A 26,164-nucleotide genomic window follows, 5' to 3' on the forward strand; every position below is an offset into this window, starting at 1 on the left:
TCCAAGGACCTTGGCATGAGCACGTTGCAAGACCAGCACACCGGAAGGCAGCACCCCGGGCGAGCGCGCCGCTGGGCGGCTCTGGTCGTCCTGATGTTCCCTGTCCTGTTGGTCGCCGTCGACAACACCGTGCTCAGCTTCGCCGTCCCGTCCCTGTCGCGGGCCCTGGAACCGACGTCGACCCAGCTGCTCTGGATCATCGACATCTACCCCTTGGTGTTGGCGGGCCTGCTGGTCCCCATGGGGAGCCTGGGCGACCGGATCGGCCGGAGGAAGCTGTTACTGATCGGCGGGGTGGGCTTCGGCCTCGTCTCGGCCGTGGCCGCCTTCGTCCCCGACGCCACCTCGCTCATCGCCGCTCGGGCGCTCATGGCAGTCTTTGGCGCAATGCTCATGCCGGCAACCTTGTCCCTGATCCGGAACATCTTCACCGACGACTCCGAACGCCGCACCGCCATCGCCGCCTGGGCTTCTGCTTTTTCTGGGGGTGCCGCACTGGGGCCGATCCTGGGCGGTTGGCTGTTGGAACATTTCTGGTGGGGGTCGATCTTCTTGATGGCCATCCCCATGCTCCTGCCGCTGGTCGCGCTGGGTCCGTTCCTCATTCCCGAATCCCGCGACCCTCGCCCGGGGCGCATCGATCCACCCAGCATCCTGCTGGCCGTGGGGACGCTGCTGCCGATCGTGTACGGCATCAAATCGATGACGGGCGCCGGGTCTCTGGCCCTGGGGATCGGGGCGATCGCCCTGGGTCTGGCCTGTGGCACCATCTTCGTGCGCCGCCAACTGGCCAGCCGCTCACCCATGCTCGACGTCCGCCTGTTCCGCAACCCTGTCTTCTCCGCCGCTTTGGTCGTGAACCTCTTCAGTGTCTTCGCGCTGGTGGGGTTCATCTATTTTCTTTCCCAGCATTTGCAGCTCATCGCCGGCCTGTCACCGATGGAGGCTGGGGTCTTCATGGTCCCCGGACTGGTGTTAACGGTCGTTTTCGGGTTCGTCGCCGTGCCGCTGGTCAAACGGATCGGACCTGCCGGCGTGGTCATGACCGGTTTGGCCTTCAGCGCCGCGGCCTATGCATTGATCGTGGCGCTGGGAGGGTCCGGATCGTTGATCGGCCTGCTGGTGGCCTTCTGCATCCTCGGCATCGGGGTCGGCCTGGCCGAGACGATCTCCAACGACCTGGCTCTCTCGGCCGTTCCTCCGGCACGTGCGGGTTCGGCCGCGGCCATCTCGGAGACCGCCTACGAGGTCGGATCGGTGCTGGGGACCGCAGTTCTGGGGAGCATTCTCAACGCCGTCTACAGCCGGGGGGTGACCATCCCGTCCTCGCTGGATGCGGCAGCGGCCGATCGTGCCCGGCAGACCTTGGCCGGGGCCTCCGATGTCGCCGGCTCGATGCCCCCGGGTTCCGCGGCCACCGGATTGGCCGAATCCGCCGCACGGGCTTTCGACGGAGGTGTCACCATCACGGCGGCCATCGCCGTCGTCCTCATGGTCGCCGCATTATTGGTCGTCCGCTTCGCTCTGCGGGGCAGGAGCACCGGCACCGGAACGCCGGAGGCGCCCACCCCGGAAACCACCGCGGAAACCACCAAGGGGCGCTCCCCGCAGGCCCATCCCGGCCCACCTACCGATGAAATCCCAAAGAATTTGACCATCCAATAGGTTCTTGGAGCGATCTCGCGTATTGTTGATGACGTAGTCGTAGTTTTCTCGCAGTAATTTCAGTGTCAAGGCCCCGTTCGCGGGGAGTGTCTCTTTTTGACTCGCGGTAAATACTCGTAGCTGCATGTCACCGTCAAGTCCGATGGCGACAACCCCTACGTCCCCTGCGGACAGTCTCGAAAGGACACATATCATGGCAATTGGTACCGTCAAGTGGTTCAACGCTGAAAAAGGCTTCGGCTTCATCGCTCCCGACGACAACTCGGACGACGTGTTCGCACACTACTCCGCGATCCAGTCGAACGGCTTCCGCTCCCTCGAAGAGGGCCAGCGCGTTGAGTTCGAGGTGACCCAGGGCCAGAAGGGCCTGCAGGCCACGGACATCCGCACTGTCTAAGTCTTCCATTCGGCCCTAACGGGCCAATGTGAACGCCTGGAAACGGTGGTATCCCCTCGGGGATGCCACCGTTTCTTTTTGCCCTGATCGATGCTGGACGAACGCCTCGGTGATGGATAGGTTGGGCTGAGAGAGCGAAGGACCGACCATGCCATCCCCCACGGATTCGCCACACCCCTTAGGCGCAGAACTGGTGCGCGGATTCTCCTTGGAGATGACCGGCAAGGACCAACGATCCCTGGCCGAAGCTGCCGGAACCATCCCGGCGGGGACACGGGTCAACGTCACGTTCCTGGGCAATGAGGATGCCGGTCTGCGCGTGGCTGCAGCTGCAGCCGTCCGCGCTGCGGGGCACGAGCCGGTCCCCCATATTTCTGCTCGCCGACTGGCCTCCTTCGGCGAACTCGACGGATTCCTCGATCAACTGGTGACCCAGGCCCGGGTCACCGAAGTCTTTGCCGTCGGCGGGGATCCCGTGGAGCCACTCGGCCCGTTCCCCGACGCCCTGGCTCTCATCGCCTCCGGACGACTGCAAGCCCATGGCGTGACCGGCGTCGCCATCGCCGGCTACCCCGAAGGCCATCCGGAGATCGACGACGCCTCGTTATGGGCGGCACTGCAGGACAAGGCGTCAGCCGTACGTTCGGCAGGGCTTTCCGGATCCATCATCACCCAGTTCGGCTTCGATACGCGCCCGGTGCTCTCCTGGCTGGCCGAGCTACGCGGCCGGGGGATCGACCTCCCGGTCAGGATCGGCGTCCCCGGCCCGGCAGGTATCAAGCGGCTACTCAGCTACGCCCGCCGTTTCGGAATCTCCTCCTCGGCAGGCATCGCCCAACAATATGGTTTCTCACTGGCCAACCTGCTGGGAACTGCGGGCCCGGACCGGTTCGTCAACGATCTGGCGGCTGGGCTGGACCACCGGCTCCATGGTGAGGTGCGCTTGCATTTCTATACTTTCGGGGGGCTGTCCGCCACAGCCCGTTGGGCGCAGGACTTCCGGGCAGGACCCTGAGAGCGGCGACACCCGGGGAATGTTCGGGGACGCAGGTGGGTTGCCCCCTATGTGAGTATTCCCCTTTCCCTTCTTGACCTTGCTTCCGTTTCCGCAGGAAGCACCATCGCCGACACCTTCCGGGGGTCCGTCGAGCTGGCGCAAACCGCCGAAGCCGCTGGGTACACGCGCATCTGGTATGCCGAGCACCACAACATGTCCAACATCGCCTCCAGTGCCACCTCGGTCCTGATCGGGCATATCGCCCAACAGACCTCGACCATCCGGCTGGGTTCCGGCGGCGTGATGCTGCCCAACCACTCCCCACTGGTCATCGCCGAACAGTTCGGGACCCTTGAAACCCTGTTCCCCGGACGCATCGATCTCGGACTGGGCCGTGCCCCGGGGACCGATCAGGCGACGTTCCGTGCGCTGCGACGTGATCCGGCGGCAGCCGATGCCTTCCCGCACGATGTCCTCGAACTGCAGGGCTACCTCACCGGGAACTCACGGATCCCCACGGTATCCGCCATTCCGGGCGCAGGAACCAACGTGCCCCTGTACATTCTCGGGTCAAGCCTGTTTGGAGCCCAGCTGGCCGCCCAGCTCGGTCTGCCCTATTCTTTTGCCTCACATTTCGCCCCCGATGCCCTGCACGCGGCCGTCGCGGCCTACCGGGATAGCTTCCAGCCTTCCGAACAGCTCTCCGAACCGCATGTCATCGCTGGGGTGGGAATTATCGCAGCCGAAACCAACCAGCAGGCCCAGGCCCAGATGGAGCAGTCCCGGCGGGATCGGGTTGCCATGTTCCTCGGACGTGGCCGCGAGGTCCCCTTCACCGAGCCGGAGATCGACATGTTGATGGAATCCGCAGCAGGCGAGCAGATCCTCAAGATGATGGCGTACACCGCTGTCGGCACGCCAGAGGCCGTCAAGGACTACCTCGAAGGCTTCGCCCGGAGCGCCCACGCCGACGAACTCATCACCGTCCACAACGCCTCCACGGCCGCTGAGCGGCTCGCCTCCGTCCGGCTCACCGGCCAGGCCATGGGGCTGACCGACTGAGGCCCCGTTCCCATTGCCGTCCCCACGTTCTACGCTGGAGGAGTCAACCGTGCTCAAGGCATCAGGCCCGGCACGTGGACTAGGAGGGTAACGGCCATGAGCGGAACCTACGACGAGACGGTGTTCGACGAACTTCCCGATGATGATCTCGACGAGCCCGAAGACGGACGTTACGGCTCCCCCGAGGACGGCTCCTCGGATAATCCGGAGACCATGGACCGCATCGACCCACTGCGCCGTCATAGCTACCTTGTCGTGGAGGACCTCGATGACAGCGGTGAGTCCGAGGAAAACGACTCCGAGGACGAGCAGATGGCCTCGCAGTGGGAACTCGATGACGAGCAGGAAGCCGACCGGGAGGACGACGAGGACTAGCATGGCATAACATTGCTTGCTGTTCCCCTCTTCGACACTCAGGAGTGCTGTTGGTCAACCCGGTGCATCTTCGCACCCTGCTCGAAGTCATCGCGCACGGCTCGTTTGCCGCCGCTGCCGTGCCCCTCGGCTATACGGCATCGGCTGTCTCCCAACAGATGACTGCGCTGGAGCGCGATACCGGCGTCGCGCTTTTCCGGCGGTCGGCCCGGGCCATCGAACCCACCGAGGCGGCGACGACCATGGCGCGGCATGCCCGTAAGGTTCTGACCGATATTGATGCACTTCTGGCGGCGAGCACGACGGCGGCCGGGCGGCCAGGAGCGGACCCTACCGAGGAGCTCCGTCTGGGCATCTTCCCTTCGCTGGCCACCTTCGCTCTGCCCCGGCTCTTGGGATCCGCCGGATGGAACGATCTGGGCATCAACCTGCGCATCAGCGTCGGCGAGCCGCACCAGACGATCGCCAGCCTGCAAAGCGGAAACGAACTGGATCTGGCGTTGGTCTTCCAAGTCGGCCAGTCAGGGCTGGGGTGGCCCGGCACGATGGACCGGCAATGGCTCGGCGATGATGACTTCAGGGTAGTCGTGCCGGCTTCGTGGAAGATCGCCGAGGGGGCACAAATTTCGGCGGCTCAGCTGGCGAACATGCCCTGGATCATGCATCACGCCGGCACCTCGGACGCCACCGTCATCTCCCGACTCTTCGCCTCCTGCGACCTCCATCCTCGCGTGGTTGCCTACTGCGACGATTTCAACGCCTCTCTGCACTTGGCAGGTGCCGGACTCGGCGCCGCCCTGGTCCCGGCGCTGGCCATGCAACAACGGCCCCCGGGGCTCGTGGTTCTGGATGTTCCCGAGATCCGGTTGGCCCGCAGTATCTTCGCCCTTCAGCTGGGTAACTCCAGAAGCCCAAAGGTCGACGTCTTCATGGACAAATTGGCCGCCGAACTGCGGAAGATCAGCATCGTCCCGTGACATTGCCGGGGCCTTCCATCATCTGGGACCGCAGGACACAGACCGGCCAGTTGTCCCACCTTCGAGACTCCGCCCGCCATGGGCGGTAGCTTCAATGAATGGGAACAACGCAGGATGCAATCAGGGGACGGGCTTCGATGACACTGACCAACGGAACGAACGCCGCGGAGGATGAGCAGGTGTCGATCGACGTCATGGACGGTATCGGCCTGCTGACGTTGAACCGGCCCCGACAGATCAATGCCCTCACCCGGGGGATGGTGAAGACCCTGACCGACCAGCTCGAACAGTGGCGTGGGGACCCAGCGGTTGGCATCGTCGTTCTGCGAGGGGCTGGTGAGCGCGGTTTCTGTGCCGGCGGCGACATTCTGGCCTTCCACACAGCCATCACCACCGGCAAGCAGCACGAATTCCTGTCGTTCCTGGCCGAGGAGTTTCGCCTCGACGGACTCATCGCCGCCTACCCGAAACCGGTCCTCGCCTATATGGACGGGGTCTGCATGGGTGGTGGAGTCGGTCTGGCAGGTCATGCAGGGATCCGCATCGTCACTCCCCGTTCGGCCATTGCCATGCCCGAAACACGCATCGGCTACTCCCCCGATGTGGGTGGAACCCACCTGCTCGGCCTGGCTCCGGGGCGCCTCGGGGAACACCTGGCCCTGACCGCCTCGACCATGGGCGCCGGGGACGCCATCCATGCGGGATTCGCTGACTTCTGCATCTCCGAGGATTCCTTCGAGGATGTTCTGGCGGCCCTGCCCGACCTGATCGGATTGCCCGCCAACGAGGTCGCCGTGGCCCTCGAGATCCTCCACGGCACCCCGGCACCCGATGCCCGACTGGTTGCGGAAGCCGTCTGGATCGACGAAGCGTACGCCGCCGATGATGTTTCGGCCATTCTGGAACGGCTCGATGCCAGCCCGTTCCCGGGGGCTGCCACGGCCGCCACAGCAGTACGAGGCAATTCTCCGTTATCCACCCAGACGGCGCTCCGGGCGGTCAGGGCCGCCCGCGACGAGGCCCATCTGCCCTCGGCGTTGGCCCGGGAGCTCCGGGTAGCCGACTACCTGATGAAGCATCCTGACCTGCCCGAAGGAATCCGCGCCCAGATCATCGACAAGGACCGCACACCGCGGTGGTCTCCCGCCGATCCAGCGGACGTCGACCAGCAGGAGATTGCCGCTGCCATCGCCGCTGGGTGAACCTGGACCCGCCTAGCCCCCGGGTCTGGATTCAGGCCGGTTTCCCGAGGACTCGACGAGACTCGTGGTGCCGGTATCGGTGTCATCCACCGATTCCCGGTTCGTGTGTTGCTTGACCGTGGCCATGATGCCGGTTTCGTCCCACCGGCCCATGTCCGGCCGGTCGCCACCTGAGATCCTTTCCCCGCCAACGGTATGCTCACCTGCTGCTTGGCCGGCGTCCTGTTCCATCCATGGCATCGGAGCGAACTCGCCAAAGTGATCGGCGTCTGCTTCCTTCCAGTCCACCGCCCAGCCGCGCGGGGGGTCCTCGAGGAGTTCCCCCGGTCGCAGCCAGTTGAAGATGGCCGCATAGCTACTGGTCGTCAGATGGTCCACGCGCCGACGCAGCATGCGTGGATTGAGTTGCTCGGGGTTGGAGACCCCCATCGATGCCATGATCTGCCCAGCTTCGGCAACCGTCAGCTTGTGGTAGTTGTGCACCCGGTTTCCTTTGTCATCCACATCGACCGCCCGCATGAGCCGAGGATTTTGCGTGGTGACGCCGACCGGGCAGCGGTTGGTATGGCAAAGCTGTGCTTGAATGCAGCCGGTGGCCATCATCATCGAACGCGCGCTCATGGTGAAGTCTGCGCCCTGAATGAGTCGTTTGACGATATCGCTTCCCGTGGCGACTTTTCCGGCGGCGCCCAAGCGGATTCGACCTCGCAGGCCCGTTCCTACCAGGGCGTTGTGCATCAGCATCAGGCCCTCAGTCAGTGGGGTTCCCACATGATCTTCGTATTCCAGCGGTGCGGCGCCAGTGCCGCCTTCGGAACCGTCGATGATGATGTAGTCGGGGGTGACGCCAGTCTCCAACATCGCCTTGCACATGGCCAGCACATCGGTACGCGAGCCGACGCAGAATTTATACCCGATCGGCTTCCCGTCGGCGAGCTCACGCAATGTCCCCACGAATTCCATCAATTCGCGAGGGGTGTGGAACGCCGAATGCGAGGCCGGGGAGATACAATCCTCGTCCATCGGCACCCCGCGAGCCTCGGCGATCTCGGGCGTGAGCTTCTCCATCGGCAGGACGCCGCCGATGCCTGGCTTCGCACCTTGACTGAGCTTCAAGGTTATTCCCTTGACCTGTTCGGTGGCGGCCTTCGTCCGGAAGGTCTCCGGGGCAAATTTGCCCTTCTTATCGCGGCAGCCGAAGTATCCCGATCCGATTTCCCAGAAAATATCAGCACCGTGCTCGAGGTGGTACTTACTGAGCCCACCTTCCCCTGTTTCCTGGACGAAACCACCCAAGGAGGCCCCTTTGTTCATCGCCAGGACCGCGTTTTTGGACAGTGCCCCGAAACTCATCGACGAGATGTTCATCAAGGAGATCTCATAGGGTTGTCGGCAATCCGGTCCCCCGATGCGGACTCGGTGTGCCCGTTCCGGCGGTGCCACCGGCGCGCTGGAGTGCAGTAGAAATTCGTAGCCTTGGGCATTGACATCGCGTTCTGTCCCGAAGGCCTTATGGCTGTCGGCCCCCTTGGAACGGGTGTAGATCAACGAGCGGGTATCCCGGTCGAAGGGCCGCCCATCGGTGTTCCGCTCGATAAAGTACTGCTGGATCTCCGGGCGGATGGATTCGAGCAGGTAGCGCATACGTCCCAGCACCGGATAGTTGCGCAGGATGGCATGTTTGGTCTGGAACAGGTCATGCAAACCCAACCCGACGAGGAGCAACACCAGGACCCCTAAAACGACCCAACCGGTGGTCCCGAATGAGGCCGCCACGACAGCGGCCGCTGCCAGAACGACGAATAAGGTCAGAAGGAAAAAACGCACCATGGGGCCGAGCTTACTCGCCATGCCGCGAAGTCGACACAACAACGCCCGGTCAGGGACAATGATGGGCATGTTGGAGCATTTGGGACGGCCTGCCGCACGCTTGACGGGGCTGGTCGGCATCGCGGCAGTCGCCGCGCTCCTCGGGGGCTGTTCCGCGGGAAACATCATCGACCCGGATACCCCCGACGACGCCACGGCGACCGAGACACGCACAGCTGCTGGCACTGCCCCCACCTCACCCGCTGCTCCCGAGGCGAGCATCCCCGCCCACGAATCCCCGGTGCGGATCACCAGTGAACGCGGGCTGCCACTCTATGCCCCCGGGGATGAACTGACGCTGCAAGGTTCAGACGCCGAACCCCAGATCACCTTGACGGTCACGTCCCTCTCGGTTCACGAGACCTGCCCGATCGACGGCGGCAAACCCGATCATGACGCCTTCGCCGTGCTCGAGATCGACGCGTCCTTCAAAGCCTCCCACGGAGACGCAGCACAGCGCCCCTTGAGCCTCTCCCCGAATCAGTGGTCCTTCTACTCCACAGCCGATGCCCGGTTCGACGGCGACTTGGGCACCACCCCTGCCGCCTCCTGCCAAAACGCAGGCACGGCATTGCCCGTCGAACTGAAGCCAGGCGCCTCGGTCCACGGAACCCTCGTCCTGGACATCCCCGCAGCGAAAGGTTCGCTCACGCTGGCCGATGTCGACACCGATATCGCCGAGTGGCAGCTGCCCTGACGAAATATGCCTCAAGAGCCGACGTAGGCCGCCAAGTGTTCGCCGGTGATCGTTGTTTTCCCCTCCACCAGCTCGGCCGGAGTCCCTTCAAAGACCAGTGTCCCGCCGTCGTGCCCCGCTCCGGGACCGAGATCGATGATCCAGTCAGCATGGGCCATCACCGCTTGGTGGTGTTCGATGACGATCACCGTCTTGCCGGCATCGACCAGACGATCCAGAAGGCTCAGCAACTGCTCCACATCGGCTAGATGCAGTCCCGAGGTGGGCTCGTCCAGAACGTAGATCCCTCCCTCTTCTCCCATCCGGGTGGCCAGCTTCAGGCGTTGCCTTTCCCCTCCGGAGAGGGTCGTCAACGGTTGGCCCAGGGTCACATAGCCCAGCCCGACATCGCTCAGCCGTTCGAGGATCTTCACGGCGGCAGGGATCCTGGCGTCCCCGGCAGCGAAGAAGCGCAGGGCCTCATCGACCGGCATCGAGAGGACCTCGCTGATATTTCGACCTTCAAGCCGGTAGTCAAGGACCGCCGCTTGGAATCGTTTGCCCTCGCATTCCTCGCAGACGGTGGACACTGTAGCCATGACGCCCAACTCGGTGAAGATGATCCCGGCTCCGTTGCATGCCGGGCAGGCACCCTCCGAATTGGAACTGAACAGCGCGGGTTTGACCCCATTGGATTTCGCAAACGCCTTGCGGACCGGCTCCAACAACCCCGTGTAGGTGGCCGGGTTGCTCCGCCGTGAGCCCTTGATGGCCCCCTGATCGATGCTGACCACCCCTTCCCGGCCGGCGATCGAACCCTGGATGAGTGAGCTTTTCCCGGAGCCTGCCACCCCGGTGACCACGCACAGGACTCCCAACGGAATATCGACGTCAACATCGCGAAGGTTGTGATGGTCCGCCCCACGGATTTCCAGGGTTCCTGACCGCCGACGCGGCGCCTTTTTCAGGGCGGCCACATAGCCGAGGTGCCGACCGGTAGGGGTATCACTGGTGCGCAGCCCCTCCAGGTTCCCCTCGTAGCACAGCGTTCCTCCATCCGTGCCGGCCCCCGGGCCCAGATCAACCACATGATCGGCGATGGCGATCGTCTCTGGTTTATGTTCGACCACGAGAACGGTATTGCCTTTATCGCGGAGCCGCTGAAGCAATCGGTTCATCCGGGCGATGTCGTGTGGATGCAGTCCCACGGTGGGTTCATCGAAGACATAGGTCACGTCGGTCAGCGCCGAGCCCAGGTGACGGATCATCTTCGTCCGCTGGGCCTCGCCTCCCGACAGGGTTCCGGTGGGCCGCTCGAGGGAGAGGTAGCCCAGGCCGATCTCCACGAACGAGGCCAGCAGTCCGGCCAATGAATCGAGCAGCGGCGCTACGGCGGGTTCGTCCAAAGTGTGAACCCAATCGGAGAGGTCGCTGATCTGCATCGCGCAGACGTCGGCGATGCTCAGGCCGGAAATACGGGAGGAACGGGCCGCCTCACTGAGCCGGGTACCGCCGCAGTCGGGGCAAGCAGTCAGCGTGATGGCACGCTCCACGAAGGCACGGATATGCGGCTGCATGGCGTCCAGGCTTTTGGTGAGCATAGATTTGCGGATCTGTGGAATGAGGCCCAGATAGGTGAGGTTCACGCCCTCGACCTTGATTTTGGTTGCCTCCTTATGCAGGAGGTCATCGAGCTCTTGCTCACTGAAGTCCCTGATCGGTCGATCCGGGTCGAACCAGCCACATCCCCTGAAGATGCGCCCGTACCAGCCCTCCATCGAGTATCCCGGAATCTTCAGGGCACCCTGGTTGAGGGATTTTTCCTCGTCATATAACTGACTCAGATCGAAGTCCGAGACGGTGCCACTGCCCTCGCAACGTTGACACATTCCACCGGTGATGGAGAATTCGCGGCGTTCCTTGACCTTTTTGCCCCGGCGTTCCATGGTCACCGCCCCGGCACCGCTGATCGAGGCGACGTTGAAGGAGTAGGCCTGCGGGGAACCGATCTGGGGTTTCCCGAGACGGCTGAAGATGATGCGCAGCAAGGCGTTGGCGTCCGTTGCGGTGCCCACTGTCGAGCGGGGATTCGATCCCATCCGTTCCTGGTCCACGATGATCGCCGTGGTCAGGCCCTCCAAAACGTCGACGTCGGGGCGCGCCAACGTCGGCATGAAGCCCTGGACGAAGGCGCTATAGGTTTCGTTGATCATTCGCTGGGATTCGGCGGCGATGGTCCCGAAAACGAGGGAACTCTTCCCCGAACCTGATACCCCGGTGAAGACGGTGATCCGTCGTTTCGGGAGGTCGAGGCAGAGGTCCTTCAAGTTGTTTTCCCGACCACCACGGATCTTGATCAGGTCGTGCTGGTCGGCGAGGGCGTCGTGGGTGGACGCGTTGTTTCGGGACATGGTCACCAGTGTAGGCGCGACTCAGCGGCAGGAGAGGGTAGTGGTCCGGTGCACCCGAAAGCACTTTGTTACTGAAACCAAAATTTTTTCTACTCACCCCTTGAAAACCTACCGGACAGTAGGTTCAATGTAAGGCAGGTCACAACCAACGACGTTTGTCCGCTGCGGAAATCCACTGCTCGGGCCACCGCGATCGCCGGCCATCCGGTCAGGCATCACGGACCAATCAACCGGTACTGGATCCGGCGAGTACGCAGCGGCATGATGCCGAACAGTGCTGAGCCGTCCGGACCGACCCGACCTCTTCGAGGAGACGCATGCATGCACATCACGCTGCCAAGCAGCATTCGCTGATGCACACCATCATTACCGTCCTGCTGGGCCTCTTCCTGGTGGCGGTCCTGGCGTTCTATGTCATCTATTCGAGCCAGGTCGCCACCGGGGCCTCCAAGCTGGACAACGGCATGGGCCAGGCCCAGGCAGGAATCAGCGAACTGAACAACGGTGCCACACGCGCTGCCAGCGGCGCCATCAAACTCCATCAGGGCACCGGGGACCTCGACGAGGGCGCAGGAAAACTCTCGAAGGGCATCAGCACGGCCTCCAACGGCGCCGGGGACCTGGACGATGGTGCCAAGGAACTGCATTCCGGTACCGGCGAACTGTCCACCGGCGCGCAAGCAGCTGCCAAGGGGGCCACGAAGCTGGCCGATGGCGGCAAACGCCTATCCGTCGGGTCCCAGAAGGTCGCGGCCGGTGCTGGCCGGGCAGACCGCGCAGCCAAGAAGCTCGACGACGGCGCCGTGAAGCTGGTTGACGGCACCAAGAAGGCGGCCGCCGGCGCGGATCAACTCAACGCCGGGGCCGCCCAGCTCGGCGACGGGGGCCAGAAGCTCGGCGCCGGGGCACAAGAACTGCAGGCCGGCGCGCAGAAGGCTTCTGCGGGCGCCAATGAACTCTCGGCGGGGACCAAGAAACTCTCCGCGGGAACCGGCGAAGCCCTCGCCGGCAGCGCCCAATTGAAGGAAGGTACCGCCAAGGCCGCCCCCGGCGCCCACGAATTGGCCGACGGCTCGGCGGAACTGGCCGCTGGCACCCAGGAGCTCCTCGATGCCGCGAAGGGCCCCAAGGGCGTGGTTCCATTGGGCTTACTGAAGGAACAACTGACCAAGCTCAACAACGGCGCGCAGAAGATCGCCGCCGGCAATGGCGAACTCTCCGCCGGTACCGATGAGCTCAAGGACGGTACGGCCCGTCTCTACGCAGGCCTGAGCGAGATCGACAACGGTGCCAACCGTCTGAATCAGGGCGCTTCCAAGTTGGCCACGGGCAATGCGGCCCTGGCCACCGGTGCCGGTGAACTCTCCGAGGGTGCCGATAAGCTCTCTGCCGGGTCCGCACGTGTCGCCACGGGAGCCTCGGATCTTGCCGAGGGAAACCATGCGCTGTCGGCCGGCTCGGTCAAGTTGCAGAAGGGCACCAGCGAATTGGCGCGGAAAACCCCTGATCTCGTCAGCGGCGCCCAAGAGGCAGCCGAGGGCTCGGTCAAGATTCGTGATGGAGCCGGGGACCTGGCCGAAGGCAACGGCAAGCTCGCCGTCGGTGCCGGCAAACTCGATGCCGGTGCCGAACGCCTCTCCGCGGGCACCAGCCAGCTCGGAGACGGCCTGGGTAAGCTCGATACCGGTTCGAAGACCCTCGAAACCGGTGTCGGCAAGGTTGATGACGGTGCCGGCGAATTGGCCGACGGCAACACGAAGCTGTCCGATGGCACCGCAGAATTGTTCTCAGGTTCGACGGAGCTTGCTGGCGGAACCGAGGAGCTGAGAGGGTCCACCGACGCGGTGTCTGCGGACTCGATCATTACCTCACCGAGGGGCCTCTTGCTCCTGCTTCCGCTGCTGTTGTTGGCGATCCCCGCCGTTCTGCTCCTGCGGGCCCGGCAGCACCTACGCCGCCGCTAGGAGCCAGGCTGGCCACTGCTGGCCAGATGGCATAGGCCGGGCCTCGGGCATTTTTGCCCGAGGCCCGGCCTATTGCCGTGGGCACTCGCTACGTTGACGAGGGTTAGGGCTTTGCCTGTTCCCCCAAACGGGCAGCGGCTGCCCGATCCAGCACCACGGTGACGTTCGGGTGACGCTGGATCACCGACGCGGGAAACTCCTGGCCTACCGGCCCTTCCAGAGCTAATCGGACGGCTTCGGCCTTATGCTCACCATGGGCGATGAGCAGCAGTTGGCGGGCTTCGAAAATCGTCCCGATCCCCTGCGTGACACATTGTTCGGGGACTTCTTCGGGTGACGCGAAGAACCGAGCATTGTCCTGTCGGGTTCTCTCGGCCAGCGGAACCACGCGGGTTCGCGAATCGAAAGCGGATCCCGGCTCGTTGAATCCGATATGGCCATTCGAACCGATACCTAAAATTTGTACGTCGATCCCGCCGGCGGCGCGGATGGCAGCATCATAGGCTTCAGCGTCGGCCGCGTGGTCTTGCCCATGTGGTTCCGGGGTGTGGACCAAGACTGGATCAAGCCCCAAGGGGTCGGTGACCTCGGTGCGGACGACTTCGGCGTAGGACTGCGGGTGCCCGTCGGGCAGGCCGAGATACTCGTCGAGGGCGAATCCCGAGACCCGTGAGAAATCGGCATCCGAGACAGCCAATGCCGCATAAAGGGGTAAGGGTGAGGACCCTGTCGCCAAACCGATCACTGCCGCAGGATTGGCCTTGACCGTTTCCAGGATCACCTCGGCGGCAAGCCGTCCGGCTTCTGCGGGGTCTTCCCCGATGAGGATCCGTGCGTTCAAATGGTCGACGCTACTGGCCACGTTGTCTCCTGATGCTGATATACGGCTCATGATCGGGTTCCATTATGGTGCAGGGCGGCGTCAAACCATCCGGTGATGCTGCTCGGGTGGGTGATGGCCGTGCCCACAACCACGGCCACGGCACCGGCGTCGAGAGCCTCACGGGCCTGAGCCGGTGTGTGGATGCGCCCCTCGGCGACCAGTGGCCGGCCGAGGTCGGCGGCGGCAATCGCGGCCAACAGTTCCACATCGGGCCCATCGGTCTTCGGCCGCTCCCCCGTATAGCCGGCCAGGGTGGTGCCGATCAGGTCGGCGCCCGCCTCGACGGCGGCCACCGCATCATCGAATGATCCACAGTCGGCCATGACCAGGGCAGGGGTTTCGGCATGTACTCGGGCAATGGTCTGGGCCAGTGTCAGCCCGTCCGGGCGGGGACGACGCGTCCCGTCAATCGCCACGACGTGGGCCCCCGCCGAAGCGACCGCCAGCGCATGATGCGCTGTGGGGGTGATGAAGACACCTTCGTGTCCGTCCTTCCAGAGCCCGATGACCGGGACCTCGACGGCGGATCGGGTGAATTGGATATCTGCCAGCCCCTGGACGCGTACGGCTGCGGCGCCGCCGGCGACAGCGGAGGCTGCCATTTGCGCCATGGTCTGGGGGTTGCGCATCGGTTCACCAGGATAGGCCTGGGCGGAGACGATCAGGCGCCCTTGAACGGTGGAGAGGAAATCATCGGGCGACATGGTGCGCTCTTTCTGTCCGGGCGTATTTCATGAGGGACGACTGCGGGCCTGCCGGTCCCGTCAGCATTCTTCCATGCTGAAGTTGCTGACGGGAAGCCGTATGGCTGGCAGAACGGCGCCGGAACCTGCCGGTGTCCGCCGGTCCGCCGGTTTGTGTTTAGAGCAATCCGGCCTGACGCAGGATGGCGGCGATGGCCTGACTTTCGTCCTCGTTCAAGGAAGCCATGGGCACGCTCATGGTGTTGGTTTCGATGATGCCGAGCAGCACGAGAGCGGTTTTGAAGGAACCCAGACCGGAGGCGCCGCCTGAAACGCGGTTGGAGTCAGGGGTGAAAGCAATCTCGAACAGGTTCGCCAGGCGATCCTGTTCGGCGCGGACCGCCGGCCAGTCTCCGGCCGCGGCGGCATCGAACATCCGCCGGTAGCCGGCCGGATCAACGTTGCCCAGACCGGGAACGACACCGTGAGCGCCGCCGAGCAATGCCCCGTCGACCACTACTTCGTGTCCGGTAAAGACGCAGAATCCTTCGATGTGAGCGGTAGCCAGCAGCAGACGACGGCAGGCCACGTCGTCGCCCGAGGAATCCTTGACCCCGACGATGACGCCGTCCTCGGCCAGGCGGATCGCCACGTCCAGGGGCAGCTTGGCATGGGTGCGAACCGGCACGTCGTAGGCGAAGAGATCCAGCCCGGTCGCCTTCTTCACCGCACGGAAGTGTGCTTCGATCTCGGCGGCGTTGGACAAGGCATAGAACGGGGTCGTGACGACCAGTGCGTCGGCACCGAGTTCGACCATGCGTAGGCCTTCGTTGATCACCCGGTTGGTGGTCTGTTCGCTGGCACCGGCCAATAGCGGAACCCGCCCGTTATTGCGAGCGGAAATGGTGGTCATGACCAGCTCACGCTCGTCATTGGTCAGGTAGGGGACCTCCCCGGAGGAGCCCAGGACGAACAGGCCGGAGACCCCGCCGTCGATCAGGTGGTCCACGACCCGTTCGAGTGAGGCCGTGTCGATCTCACCTTCCGAGGTGCGGGGGGTGATGACCGGCGGAATGACCCCGGAGTAGGTGCGGGTGGGTGCGGTCGATGCTGCGGTCACGGAATGCGTTTCCTGTTCTGCTGGATACTATCGGGAAAATTTTCGGTGGCGGCCGAAACCGGCCGCCGGTCTGGAAGGGTGGAAGCGGGGCCGGCTAACCTGCGTGAAGCAGTGATGGAGCCGCACCCAGCAATTTGCGGGTGTAGTCATTCGTCGGGGCGTCGAAGACCTGGGCCGCGGGGCCTTGTTCGACGATCTCCCCGGCATTCATGACACAGATTCGGTCGGAGACGTAGCGGACGGTCTGGATGTCATGGGAGATGAACACCATCCCGAGGTTCAGTTCGGTCTTCAGGTCGGAGAGCAGGTTCAGTACCTGGGCGCGCACCGAAACGTCGAGCGCGGACGTCGGTTCGTCGGCCACGATGATGTCAGGGTCCAGGGCCAGTGCCCGGGCGATGGCCACCCGCTGACGTTGGCCGCCGGAGAGCTGGTTCGGGACAGCAGCTCCAGCGGACGCCGGCAGGCCGACCAGGCCGAGGAGATCGGCGGCCTTCTGGCTGCGGCTGGCCATGGTGCCGATTCCATGCACGGTCAATGGGTCCATCAGAATGTCACGGACCTGCATGCGGGCGTTCAGCGCCGTCGAGGGGTCTTGGAAGACGACCGAGACACTGCGGCCAAACTCCTTGCGCAGGGCGGCGTTGCGTTTCAGCGCGGGTTTGCCCCGGAAGAGTACCTCGCCGGAGGTCGGTGGCTGCAGTCCCACGAGGACGTTGGCCAACGTTGACTTGCCGCAACCGGATTCCCCGACGATACCGACGGTCTCACCTCGACCAATGGTGAAGTCGACACCATTGACTGCCTTGACGATCAACGGTTTGAACGCTTTTCCGGAACGGGCCCGGTGGTGGACGTGCAGGTCCTTCAGTTCGATGACCGGGACGGGCTGGCTGCTCGCTGCTGCCTGGCTCATGACTGTTCCCCCTTCGTGGTGGTTCCTCGGCCCCTGATCGTTCCGGTTTCCTGCGGGCTCGCCCAGAGGTGCCCTTCATGGCCGCCGACCGGTGTCAGAACCAACTGGCGGGACCCATCGGCTCCCGGCAACGTGGAGCGGTCAGCAAACCGATCACCGTCGGCGAAGTCGTTCGGGGACGGGACGGTTCCGGGAATCTGGTGGAGTCGTTCGGCACCGGATTCAATCGAGAGAACAGCGCCGAGCAGGCCCCGGGTGTATTCGTGCGTCGGATGGGTCAGCAGCGCGTTGACCGGACCGGACTCGACCACCTGTCCGGCGTACATGACGGTGACCCGGTGGGCCAATGAGGCCACCAAGGCGAGGTCGTGGCTGACGAAGACCATGGCAAAGCCCAATTGTTCGCGCAGCTCGTTGAGCAGGTCAACGACCTGTTTCTGCACGGTCACGTCCAGCGCCGTCGTCGGCTCGTCGCAGACCACCAGTTTGGGTGAACGAGAGAGCGCCATGGCAATGAGCACGCGTTGGCGTTGCCCGCCGGAGAGCTCGTGCGGGTAGGACTTCAAGGTGCGCGATGGATCCAACTTCACCAGTTCCAGCAGTTCCGCCGGGCTCTTGCGGCCGCCGCGCCGGGTCAGTTGGCCGAGCTGGTCCTTGATGAGCATGGCGGGGTTCAGCGAGGACAATGCGTCTTGGTAGACCATGGCGATCTGTGAACCGCGCAGGCCCTTATAGACCGTGGCGTCCCCGGCCCGGGTCCCGCCCTTGCCGTCCTCCGGCAGGAGTTCGCGGTCACCGAACCGGATCGATCCGGTGATCCTGGCGTTGTCCGGCAGCAGGCCCATAATGGCCAGCGAGGTGATGGACTTGCCGCAGCCCGATTCCCCGACCAGCCCCATGGTTTCACCCTCGCGGACGGTGAAGGAGACGTTGTCCACGATGCGCGTCTGACCGTAGCGTTCGGGGAAGCGGATGGAGAGGTTGCTGACTTCCAGCACCGTGCCTGCACCTGCTCCACCGCCCGCCAACTGCAACCGGTCGGTGCGGGTGGTTTCTACCGCGGCCAATCGGTCCAATTCCGCGGCCAGTCGTTGACGATCGGCCTCTGTCTGCCCACGGCTGCTACTTCCTGCACCGATGGCGGCCGAGAGGTCCCCGGAACCGCTGCCAGCCTCGACGTCAGGCGCGTTGGAGCCCTCGTCCTCAGCTTCGGGCGCTGTCAGTTCCTCGGTGGCGCGGCGGACGGTAGAGTCACCGGCGGCTTCGACTTCGACGCTGGCGGTATCGGAGACCTTGGTCTTGCCGCGCAGCTTCGGGTTCACGAGCGCATCGGTCATGCCCTCGGCGAGGATGTTCAACGCCAGGACGGTCAGCAAGATGACTAGACCGGCGAAGGTGGTGGCCCACCAGGCACCGTTGAGGACCAGGGTGCGCCCGTAGGAGATGACGTTGCCCCAGGAAGGGTTGGGGTCCTGGACGCCGGCTCCGAGGAAGGAAAGTGAAGCCTCAAGAATGATCGCGTCGGCCACCATGACCGTGGCGAAAACCAGGACCGGGGCCGCAGTGTTGCGCATGATGTGCTTGATCAGGATGTGGAAGCGGCCGGCACCGATGACACGTTCGGCGCGCGAGTAGTCCTCGTCCCATTGGGAGAGCACGTTGGCACGGACGACCCGGGCGATCTGTGGGGTGTAGATGATGGCGATCGCGATGATGATGACCGGGATCGAGTTACCCAGGGAGGCCAGCAGGGCGGCGGCCAAGGCGATACCGGGGAAGGCCATGAGCATGTCCATGATGCGCATGATGACCTCGTTGGTGGCCTTGCTGCTCGTCGCTGCCAGCGAACCGAGCAGCCCACCGGCCAGCAGGGCCAACGCCACGGAGCCGAGACCGATGACCAGCGAGGAGCGCGCACCGTAGAGCAGGCGCGAGAAGATATCGCGGCCCAGACGGTCGGTACCGAAGAGGTTTTCGGCACTGGGCTTCTGCGCGGGGATCCCGGAGAGCAGCGGATCGTGCGGGGCCAGAACCGGTGCGAAAATCGCTGCCAAAATGATGAGGAGCAGGAAGCCCAACGCGATCTTCGAACCGGTGGTCAGGGATGTGAAGCGGGTGGCGCCGGAGCTCAGGCGCGCCACCAGGGCATTGCGTGGTGCCAAGGGAGCCATCGTTTACACCGTCCTAATGCGGGGGTTGATCAAGAGGTACACGAGGTCCACCAGGATGTTGACCAGCACAAACGTCACGGCGATCGCCAGCACCACCCCCTGGACCAGATTGGTGTCGTGGGCGGTGATGCCGTTGAGGATGAGTTGGCCCATCCCCGGCAGGGAGAAGATCATTTCGATCACGACGGCCCCGCCCAGGAGGTAGCCGATCCGTAGTCCCAGCACGGTCACCGGGGTCACCAGCGCATTGCGCAGGACGTTGCGGCTGATCACTTCGTTGCGCGGTACGCCGTTGCCGATCGCTGTGCGGACGTAATCCTTATCCAGTTCCTCCACCATGGAGGTACGCACCACCCGGATCAGCGAGGCGGAAACGGGAATTGCCAGGGCGAAAGCTGGCAGCGTCATATGCGCCAGCCACCCACCCAACCCTTCTCCCGGGCCCGCCATGCCGCCGGAGGGGAAGAGTGGGTTCTTGCCCAGCGCCAGCCACTGGATGAGCAGAATACCGAGCCAGAAGGACGGCGTCGCCACGGCTGCAATGGAGAAGACACGAATCAGCTGATCGGGCAGCCGATCACGGTAGAGCGCCCCGAGAACACCGAAGACCAGCGAAATCACCACGGCGATCAGCACGCCGAAGGCGGTGAGTTGCAAGGTGAGCGGGAAGGCCTGCGCGATCATCCCGGCCACCGGACGTGACGGAGGGGTGGTGACCCCAAAGTCCAGTGTCAGCAGCCGGCCCAGGAAGGCGACGTACTGGACGGGCAGTGAAAGGTTCAGACCGCGTTCGGCCCGATAGGCTTCCTTGGCTTCGGAGCTGGCTCCCTCACCGAGGGCCTGGGTGGCCTCGTCGCCGGGGGAGAGTTTGAGGATCACGAACACGAGGAACGTGACGCCCAAGATCATGAGCGGAAGCGCGGCAAGGCGGCGCAACAAGAGTCGCAGGAGGGTCCCCACGGTTGAACTCCCATGTGTCGGGGAAAGATGTGCTCAAAAAAAGTCGGCACGAGGTGCCGCCGGACGTTCGCCGGCGGCACCCCTGCCGGGGCGGCGCTAGGCCGTGGGGGTAACCCCGAGGAAGGAGACGCCGGTGGTCGGCAGCGGCTCGAAGCCCTCGAGTTTGTCTTCGTCCCAGGCGGTCGGCAGCTGGCGGTGGAAGATCGGGTACAGCGGCGCCTCCTCGGCGAGGATGTTGATGACCTCGCTCCAGGCGGCTTCCGCCTTCGCCTCGTCTTCAGCCGTAGCGGCCTCGTCGAGCTTCTTCTGGACCGCCTTGTACTCGGCGGTCTTATTCCAGCGGAAACGGTTCTTGGGCCATACGTCGCCCCGGTAGAACCAGCTCAACAGCAAGTCCATGTCGTTACCGAAGACCGAAGGGTCACCGGGTGCTGCCACCACCGAGAACTTGCCGGAGTCGACGTTCTCGTCATAGAGGGCTCCGGACTGCAGGCTCCGCAAGGTGACCTTGACGCCAGGGATCTTATTCCAGGACTCCAGAATCAGCGGGGCAACGTCCTTGACCCAGGAGGTATCCGTGGTCAGCAGCTCAAATTCGAGCTTATTGACGCCGGCCTCCTTGAGCAGCGACTCGGCCTTGGACTGGTCGTAGCCGTACACCGTATCGGCTTCCACATACTGCGGGTGGGTGTCCTGGACGTAGGAGGTGGCCGGCTTGGCGTTGCCTAGCAGCGCGGTCTTGATGATCGACTCGGTGTCCATGCCGTAGTGCAGCGCCTGGCGGACCTCCTTCTTGTCGAAGGGGGCCTTGGTGCAGTTGAACATGAGGAATAGGAGCCCGAAGGACTGGACCGATTTCACGGTGATCTTTGAATCCAAACGGTCCACGTCGAGGTAGGGAACGTCCTCGATGGCCGCGACGCGTCCGGATTCGGCGGCCGTGACCCGGGCCGCGGCGTCCGAGAGGAGGTACCACGTCATATCGGCAGCACCTGCGGGGTACTTGCCGTTGTAGTCGTCGAACTTCTTGAAGACGATCTTGTCGTCCTTGGTCGCCGAGACCAGCTGGTACGGGCCCGAGCCAATGGGCTTGGCATCGAAACCTGCTTGGTCCTTGGACGCGATCTTCTTCGGGACGATCTTCACCACCGAGATGCGGGTGGCGAACAGCGGGAAGGCGTATTCGAGGTTGAACACCACCGTGTCCTCACCCTTGGCCTTGACGGACTTGATGAACGGCACGAACTGGGCGAAGAGCGAAGCATTCTTGGGGTCGAGGACGCGCTCGAAGGAGTAGACGACGTCGTCCACGGTGACGTCATCGCCGTTGTGGAAGGTCGCGCCGGAGCGGAGTTTGACCTCCCACGTTGTCTCGTCCACTTCCTTCGGTTCGGCTGCCGCCAGCGCCAGGTAGGGCTCACGGGTTGCCGGGTGGAGGTCGACCAGACCTTCGAAGATATGTAGATTCGCGGCGAAGGGGGTGGCGCCCGAAGACGTCATCGGGTCGAATCCCGTCGAGAGGGCGTAGGAAATGCCTGCCTCGATCGTGCCCGTGCCTGCCGCCGCGGAAGCTGCTCCGGCTCCTGCGGAATCGGGGCTGCTGCAGGCGGCAATACCAGCCGAGAAGGCTGCTGCGACACCCATCAAGCCGGAGACCTTGAGGAAGTTGCGTCGGCTGCCTTCGGTGGCCGCCAGGTTGTTGAGGGGCACGTTTTACCTCTTCTGTACGGTAGAAGTCGGACGTAGGATGTCCGACGTATTCATGTAGACTGTAAGCGTCATCACAGACAATGGTCAAGTGGTGTCGCCCACACTTCGTCAGTCATCAACGAGCGGGCCATTTACACCGGATCGCTCCCTCCCCGGGAAAGGAAGCCTGCCTTGAGTGCTCCTGCACGTCACACCCGACTCGGCGCCCAGGAACGTCTGCGCGCCTTGACCACGGATCTCATGGACCTGATCATCGACCGCGGCCTCAGGGCCGGGGATGCCCTACCCACCGAGGCAGTGCTAACGGAGGAGCTCGGCGTAGGCCGCAATACCTTGCGCGAGGCCATCAAGGTCCTCCAGGCCCTCGGTGTCGTGGAGATTCGGCACGGGTTCGGTACCTTCGTCGCCGGCAACAACCTGGTCGCCCTGGCCGATAGCCTCACCTTCCGGGGACGGATGTCGTTACGCCATAAGGGCCACGAGGCGCACGAACTCGTCGAGGTCAGGCAAGCCCTCGAGTCCGGTCTGATCGGCTCGGCCATCGACGCCCTCGATGAGAGTCGGCTGGACGAACTGACGACCCTGGTCGTCCAGATGGAAGCCCACGCCCTCGATGGGCGGACCTTCGTCGAGATCGACCAGGAGTTCCACCGCCTGCTGTTTTCCTGTCTGGAGAACGAATTGTTGACCAACCTGTTGGGAGTCTTCTGGCAGGTTTACCGCACGATCCACGAAGCCATCGACAGCCTGGGCGGCAATACCCCGGGGACCACCCTGACGGAAACGGCTCAAATCCACCGCGACATCCTCAACGCGGTGCGGTCCAAGGACAAGCCGGCAGCCGCGCGGTTGATGCATCGCCATTTTGATGGCATCCGCGGACAACTCGCCGAATTCGCTCTTGAGGCCCCGGCCCCGGCCTAGGCGACCGAACGAACGTAGCGCAGATCGGGCCCTTCGCCGGGGTCGAGCACGAACCCCTGGGATTCCAAAACCCGGATCGAGGCTTGGTTTCCGGGCAGGACCCTGCCGAGCAGCTCCCGATCTCCGAACACCGACCGGATCGGTGCCAGTGCCGCGCCGAGCATCCAGCTGGCGACCCCCCGCCCCCAGGCGTCGGGGCAGACCCAATAACCAACTTCCACGACAGCGCCACGACGCGAGGAGACCACCAGCCCCACACGGCGGCCAGCTTCGAGGCCAATGAACCAACGCACGGCCGCCGGATCACCGCCCGGTAGCGCTGCCAGCGCTTCGGTCACGCGTCGGCGCACGTACTCGGGACTCCAGGTGGCCCCGTTGCCGACATATCGTGTCACTCGTGGATCGGTGGCCAGCATCGCCACAAACGGCTCATCGTCGGCGGCGAAGGGGCGGAGGGACCGCGATGCAGGAGCCGTCGCCAGCAGATCGTTCATGCGCCGATTTTTGCACCAGAGGCTTGCTGTTGTCCACGAAGCGGCACCGCGGCTAGCTGCGGACCCGCCGACCCCACGTGTGGGGGGCGGGTTTGCGCGCCCCGGGGAGCGCCGTCGATTCGCGCCACCGCGTCGCCCACTCCGGCAGGTGCAGGTCCTCGGGCACCGCGGCACCGAAGGCCGAGAGGATCTCTTCGTTGGTCAGCGGCCCCTGGCGCCCCAGCAGGCGGGTGCAGATCAGGGCACTGACATAGATTTCGCCCCCGGCGACGATCCGCTGCTCGAAATAGATGCTGCGCTCATCCGTGCCGGCAATACGTGTTTCAACGCTGAACTTCTGGTTGAAGACCACCGACTTCCTGAAGGTGATGGTCTCCGCCTGGACCACCGGGGTCCAGCGACGACGCCTCATCGTGTCCCACGCTCCGGCGCGGACCATCAGGTCGAATCGCCCGAGGTCGAAGATCGAAAAATACATGCCGTTGTTGATATGCCCGGCGACGTCGATATCGGTGAGCAGGGCACGCATCGGCATCGAATCGACGTCGAACAGATCAAGTTTCGGCCGGCGGCGGGCCTGCAGGAGCATGAGCAGGAGGCGGAAAATCATGTGCATATGCTCATGTTACCCGCGGGTAACCACTTCGTCACTCCCCGTTGACGACTCAGCGATTGCGCAGGGAGTACCCGTTGATCGCATCCGCTGCCCGGATCAGGGTCAGATGCGAGAAGGCCTGCGGGAAGTTCCCGGCCATTCGCCCGCTGACGGTGTCGTATTCCTCGGCGAGCAGACCCAGTCCGTTGGAATATCCCACCAGCTGGTCCATCAGCCGCCGGGCGTCCTCGATCCGCTCCGTCCGGGCGTACTGCTCCACCAACCAGAACGAGCAGGCTAGGAACGGGTGTTCGTCGCCGGCCAGCCCGTCATGCCCCGCCGACGTCCGGTACCGCAACAGCAGTCCCGACGCGTCCATGAGATCGCGCTCGAGGCGCTCCACCGTCCCGAGCATCTTCGGATCGTCGTATTCGATGAAACCCACCTGGGGAAGCACCAGCAGCGAAGCGTCCACCTCGGTGTCCCCGTAGGTCTGCGTGAAGCAGTTCTCCTCGGTGTTGAAGCCCTGCTCCATGATTTCCTCATGGAGTCGATCGCGCAGCTGCGCCCACGAGGCGTCATCGCCGTCGAGCCCGTGTTCACGCACCGCCCGCACGCCACGGTCGAACGCGGCCCACATCATCACCCGCGAGTGGGTGAAGTACTGCAGGTCCCCGCGCATCTCCCAGATGCCGTGGTCCTTATGTTCGAAATGCTTCTCGACGTAGCCGAGCAGGGTCTTCTGCAACGGCCAGGAGAAATGGTCCTCGACGCCACCGATGTTCCGCAGTTTTTCCAGCGCCACGAGCACCTCACCGACGACATCGCCCTGGTATTGGTCCACAGCACCGTTTCCAACGCGTACCGGCAGCGATCCCTCATATCCCGGCAGGTGGTCCAGATCGCGTTCGGGCAACCGCCGTTCCCCGGCCAGCCCATACATGATCTGCAGGTCCTCGGGGTCACCGGCGACGGCACGTAGAAGCCAGTCACGCCATTTCAGCGCTTCCTTCTCGTAGCCGTGGGTCATCATCGCTTCGAGGGTCAGGGCGGCATCGCGCAACCAGCAGAAGCGATAGTCCCAGTTCCGTTCACCTCCGAAGTCTTCAGGAAGTGAAGTCGTCGGTGCCGCGACGATCCCTCCCGTGGCCTCATGGGTGAGCGCCCGCAGTACCAGAACCGAGCGCTTGACCACGTCGTGGTAGGAGTCCTGGGTCGGGATATCACGGGACCAGTGCTGCCAGTAGGCGACGGTCTCCTGGATACTTGCTCCGGGATCGATCCGCGAGGGGACCTTGCGGTGCGAGGGGAACCAGCTCAGCTCGAAATCGACAGCTTCGCCCGCCGAAACGATGAAGTCACCGACGTGGCGGTGGTCCTCACCATGGGGCAGCCGGTCGCCATGCAGGACCATGGCGTCGGGGCCGGCCATTGCGACGATCGACGTCACCCCGGTGGATTCGTCTTCGTGCCGCCGAACCCAGGGGATGACCGATCCGTAGCCGAAGCGGAAGCTGATCTCCTGGTGCATGGTCACACTGCCGACGAGGCCTTCGACCCGGCGCACGATCGAGGCCCTACGGGCCCCGACAGGCATCAGATCGGTGACGAGGACCTGACCTTCGACTGTTTTCCAGAGGGTTCTGAGCACGAACGTGGAGTCGATGTAGGTGCGCTGAACGACGACGGGGCGCCCGTCATCGGCCGGGTCGCCTGCAGATTCTGCATCGGCGACACCAGCAGCCCGCGCTGCCTTGACGCGTTCGGAGCGCCGGGCCGGATGGTCTGGTTCGCAGTCATCTGCGGCACCGGCGGGGGCCAGCAGCCAGCGACCATGCTCGGAGTCGCCCAGCAGGGAGGTGAAGGCCGCATCGGAATCGAAGCGCGGGAAGCAGAGCCAGTCGACACTGCCGGATTCGGACACCAATGCGCCGGTGCGCTGGTCGGAAAGCAGTGCGTAATCTTCGATTAAGGAGGCCATCACCCTAGCCAACCGCAGCACGAACGCCGAGGCAAGCCGCTGATGGGGCAGAGAGCGACAGCAAGCAGAGACATTCTTCACCAAAGCCCGTTTATGTTGGTATCTCTTTTTATCTGTTGACTTCTGGTTAGA

Annotated in this window: 22 protein-coding genes; 10 read left to right on the forward strand and 12 right to left on the reverse strand. The window is 64.0% G+C overall.

Annotated elements, in window-relative coordinates:
• The first annotated feature begins 15 nt into the window (after positions 1–15).
• The 7 genes from CIK75_RS13150 to CIK75_RS13180 all read left to right on the forward strand — a co-directional run bounded on the left by CIK75_RS13150 (position 16) and on the right by CIK75_RS13180 (position 6,675).
• Positions 16–1,665, forward strand: a complete 1,650-nt coding sequence (locus CIK75_RS13150) for an MFS transporter (RefSeq protein ID WP_086995294.1) — start codon at positions 16–18, stop codon at positions 1,663–1,665.
• A gap of 193 nt (positions 1,666–1,858) precedes the next feature.
• On the forward strand, positions 1,859–2,062 hold the full coding sequence (locus CIK75_RS13155) for a cold-shock protein (RefSeq protein ID WP_086995297.1): 204 nt from the start codon (positions 1,859–1,861) through the stop codon (positions 2,060–2,062).
• Between the two features lie 148 nt (positions 2,063–2,210).
• Positions 2,211–3,077: a methylenetetrahydrofolate reductase gene (locus tag CIK75_RS13160; protein WP_086995300.1), complete on the forward strand. Its 867-nt coding sequence runs from the start codon at positions 2,211–2,213 to the stop codon at positions 3,075–3,077.
• Between the two features lie 51 nt (positions 3,078–3,128).
• Positions 3,129–4,121 (forward strand): LLM class flavin-dependent oxidoreductase, encoded by a 993-nt coding sequence (locus CIK75_RS13165; RefSeq protein ID WP_086995303.1) that lies wholly within the window; start codon positions 3,129–3,131, stop codon positions 4,119–4,121.
• 96 nt (positions 4,122–4,217) lie between these two features.
• Positions 4,218–4,496: a hypothetical protein gene (locus CIK75_RS13170; protein ID WP_086995306.1), complete on the forward strand. Its 279-nt coding sequence runs from the start codon at positions 4,218–4,220 to the stop codon at positions 4,494–4,496.
• Between the two features lie 50 nt (positions 4,497–4,546).
• A complete protein-coding gene (locus tag CIK75_RS13175; protein ID WP_086995308.1) occupies positions 4,547–5,473 on the forward strand; it encodes a LysR family transcriptional regulator in 927 nt (308 codons plus the stop codon).
• Positions 5,474–5,610: 137 nt separating this feature from the next.
• The gene (locus CIK75_RS13180; protein WP_086995311.1) at positions 5,611–6,675 is read left to right on the forward strand and encodes an enoyl-CoA hydratase/isomerase family protein; all 1,065 of its coding nucleotides are present in this window, start codon (positions 5,611–5,613) and stop codon (positions 6,673–6,675) included.
• Between the two features lie 12 nt (positions 6,676–6,687).
• On the opposite strand, the gene CIK75_RS13185 is transcribed toward CIK75_RS13180, so the two are convergent.
• Entirely contained in the window at positions 6,688–8,526 is a 1,839-nt protein-coding gene (locus tag CIK75_RS13185) for an FMN-binding glutamate synthase family protein (protein ID WP_241895454.1), read from the reverse strand.
• Positions 8,527–8,572: 46 nt separating this feature from the next.
• On the opposite strand from CIK75_RS13185, the gene CIK75_RS13190 reads away from it, so the two are divergent.
• Complete coding sequence (locus CIK75_RS13190; RefSeq protein ID WP_096224448.1) at positions 8,573–9,241, forward strand: hypothetical protein; 669 nt, start codon at positions 8,573–8,575, stop codon at positions 9,239–9,241.
• An 11-nt stretch (positions 9,242–9,252) separates the two neighbouring features.
• Here CIK75_RS13190 and CIK75_RS13195 read toward each other — a convergent pair whose 3' ends face one another.
• On the reverse strand, positions 9,253–11,631 hold the full coding sequence (locus CIK75_RS13195; protein WP_086995320.1) for an excinuclease ABC subunit UvrA: 2,379 nt from the start codon (positions 11,629–11,631) through the stop codon (positions 9,253–9,255).
• A gap of 317 nt (positions 11,632–11,948) precedes the next feature.
• Between CIK75_RS13195 and CIK75_RS13200 the strand changes: the two genes are divergently transcribed.
• On the forward strand, positions 11,949–13,595 hold the full coding sequence (locus CIK75_RS13200; RefSeq protein WP_086995323.1) for a hypothetical protein: 1,647 nt from the start codon (positions 11,949–11,951) through the stop codon (positions 13,593–13,595).
• Between the two features lie 103 nt (positions 13,596–13,698).
• Here the strand turns inward: CIK75_RS13200 and CIK75_RS13205 are convergent, their stop codons facing one another.
• From CIK75_RS13205 to CIK75_RS13235, 7 genes are all read right to left on the reverse strand, one after another.
• Complete coding sequence (locus tag CIK75_RS13205) at positions 13,699–14,487, reverse strand: glucosamine-6-phosphate deaminase (protein WP_086995326.1); 789 nt, start codon at positions 14,485–14,487, stop codon at positions 13,699–13,701.
• On the reverse strand, positions 14,484–15,182 hold the full coding sequence (locus CIK75_RS13210; RefSeq protein ID WP_086995329.1) for an N-acetylmannosamine-6-phosphate 2-epimerase: 699 nt from the start codon (positions 15,180–15,182) through the stop codon (positions 14,484–14,486). Before CIK75_RS13210 ends, CIK75_RS13205 begins: the two co-directional genes overlap by 4 nt.
• A 157-nt stretch (positions 15,183–15,339) precedes the next feature.
• Positions 15,340–16,281, reverse strand: coding sequence for a dihydrodipicolinate synthase family protein (locus CIK75_RS13215; protein ID WP_086995332.1), 942 nt, complete (start codon positions 16,279–16,281; stop codon positions 15,340–15,342).
• Between the two features lie 94 nt (positions 16,282–16,375).
• Positions 16,376–17,197, reverse strand: a complete 822-nt coding sequence (locus CIK75_RS13220; RefSeq protein ID WP_086995335.1) for an ABC transporter ATP-binding protein — start codon at positions 17,195–17,197, stop codon at positions 16,376–16,378.
• Entirely contained in the window at positions 17,194–19,359 is a 2,166-nt protein-coding gene (locus CIK75_RS13225; RefSeq protein ID WP_241895455.1) for a dipeptide/oligopeptide/nickel ABC transporter permease/ATP-binding protein, read from the reverse strand. The genes CIK75_RS13220 and CIK75_RS13225 overlap by 4 nt, the downstream gene beginning before the upstream one ends.
• Positions 19,360–19,371: 12 nt before the next feature.
• Positions 19,372–20,328 (reverse strand): ABC transporter permease, encoded by a 957-nt coding sequence (locus CIK75_RS13230; RefSeq protein ID WP_086995341.1) that lies wholly within the window; start codon positions 20,326–20,328, stop codon positions 19,372–19,374.
• A 96-nt stretch (positions 20,329–20,424) separates the two neighbouring features.
• Positions 20,425–22,038 carry an ABC transporter substrate-binding protein gene (locus CIK75_RS13235; RefSeq protein WP_179204210.1) on the reverse strand — a complete coding sequence of 538 codons (1,614 nt, stop codon included), beginning with the start codon at positions 22,036–22,038 and terminating at the stop codon, positions 20,425–20,427.
• A 171-nt stretch (positions 22,039–22,209) separates the two neighbouring features.
• Between CIK75_RS13235 and CIK75_RS13240 the strand changes: the two genes are divergently transcribed.
• Entirely contained in the window at positions 22,210–22,962 is a 753-nt protein-coding gene (locus CIK75_RS13240) for an FCD domain-containing protein (protein WP_241895456.1), read from the forward strand.
• Here CIK75_RS13240 and CIK75_RS13245 read toward each other — a convergent pair.
• The 3 genes from CIK75_RS13245 to CIK75_RS13255 are packed head-to-tail and all read right to left on the reverse strand — an operon-like array spanning position 22,959 to position 26,032.
• Positions 22,959–23,456, reverse strand: coding sequence for a GNAT family N-acetyltransferase (locus CIK75_RS13245; protein ID WP_086995344.1), 498 nt, complete (start codon positions 23,454–23,456; stop codon positions 22,959–22,961). The two genes, CIK75_RS13240 and CIK75_RS13245, sit on opposite strands and share 4 nt — an antisense overlap.
• Positions 23,457–23,508: 52 nt before the next feature.
• The gene (locus CIK75_RS13250) at positions 23,509–24,072 is read right to left on the reverse strand and encodes an acyl-CoA thioesterase (RefSeq protein ID WP_086995347.1); all 564 of its coding nucleotides are present in this window, start codon (positions 24,070–24,072) and stop codon (positions 23,509–23,511) included.
• A gap of 49 nt (positions 24,073–24,121) precedes the next feature.
• A complete protein-coding gene (locus tag CIK75_RS13255; RefSeq protein ID WP_086995352.1) occupies positions 24,122–26,032 on the reverse strand; it encodes a glycoside hydrolase family 15 protein in 1,911 nt (636 codons plus the stop codon).
• Between the last annotated feature and the right edge of the window lie 132 nt (positions 26,033–26,164).

The organism is Glutamicibacter sp. BW78, from assembly GCF_002332245.1.
Lineage (GTDB): Bacteria > Actinomycetota > Actinomycetes > Actinomycetales > Micrococcaceae > Arthrobacter_H > Arthrobacter_H rhombi_A.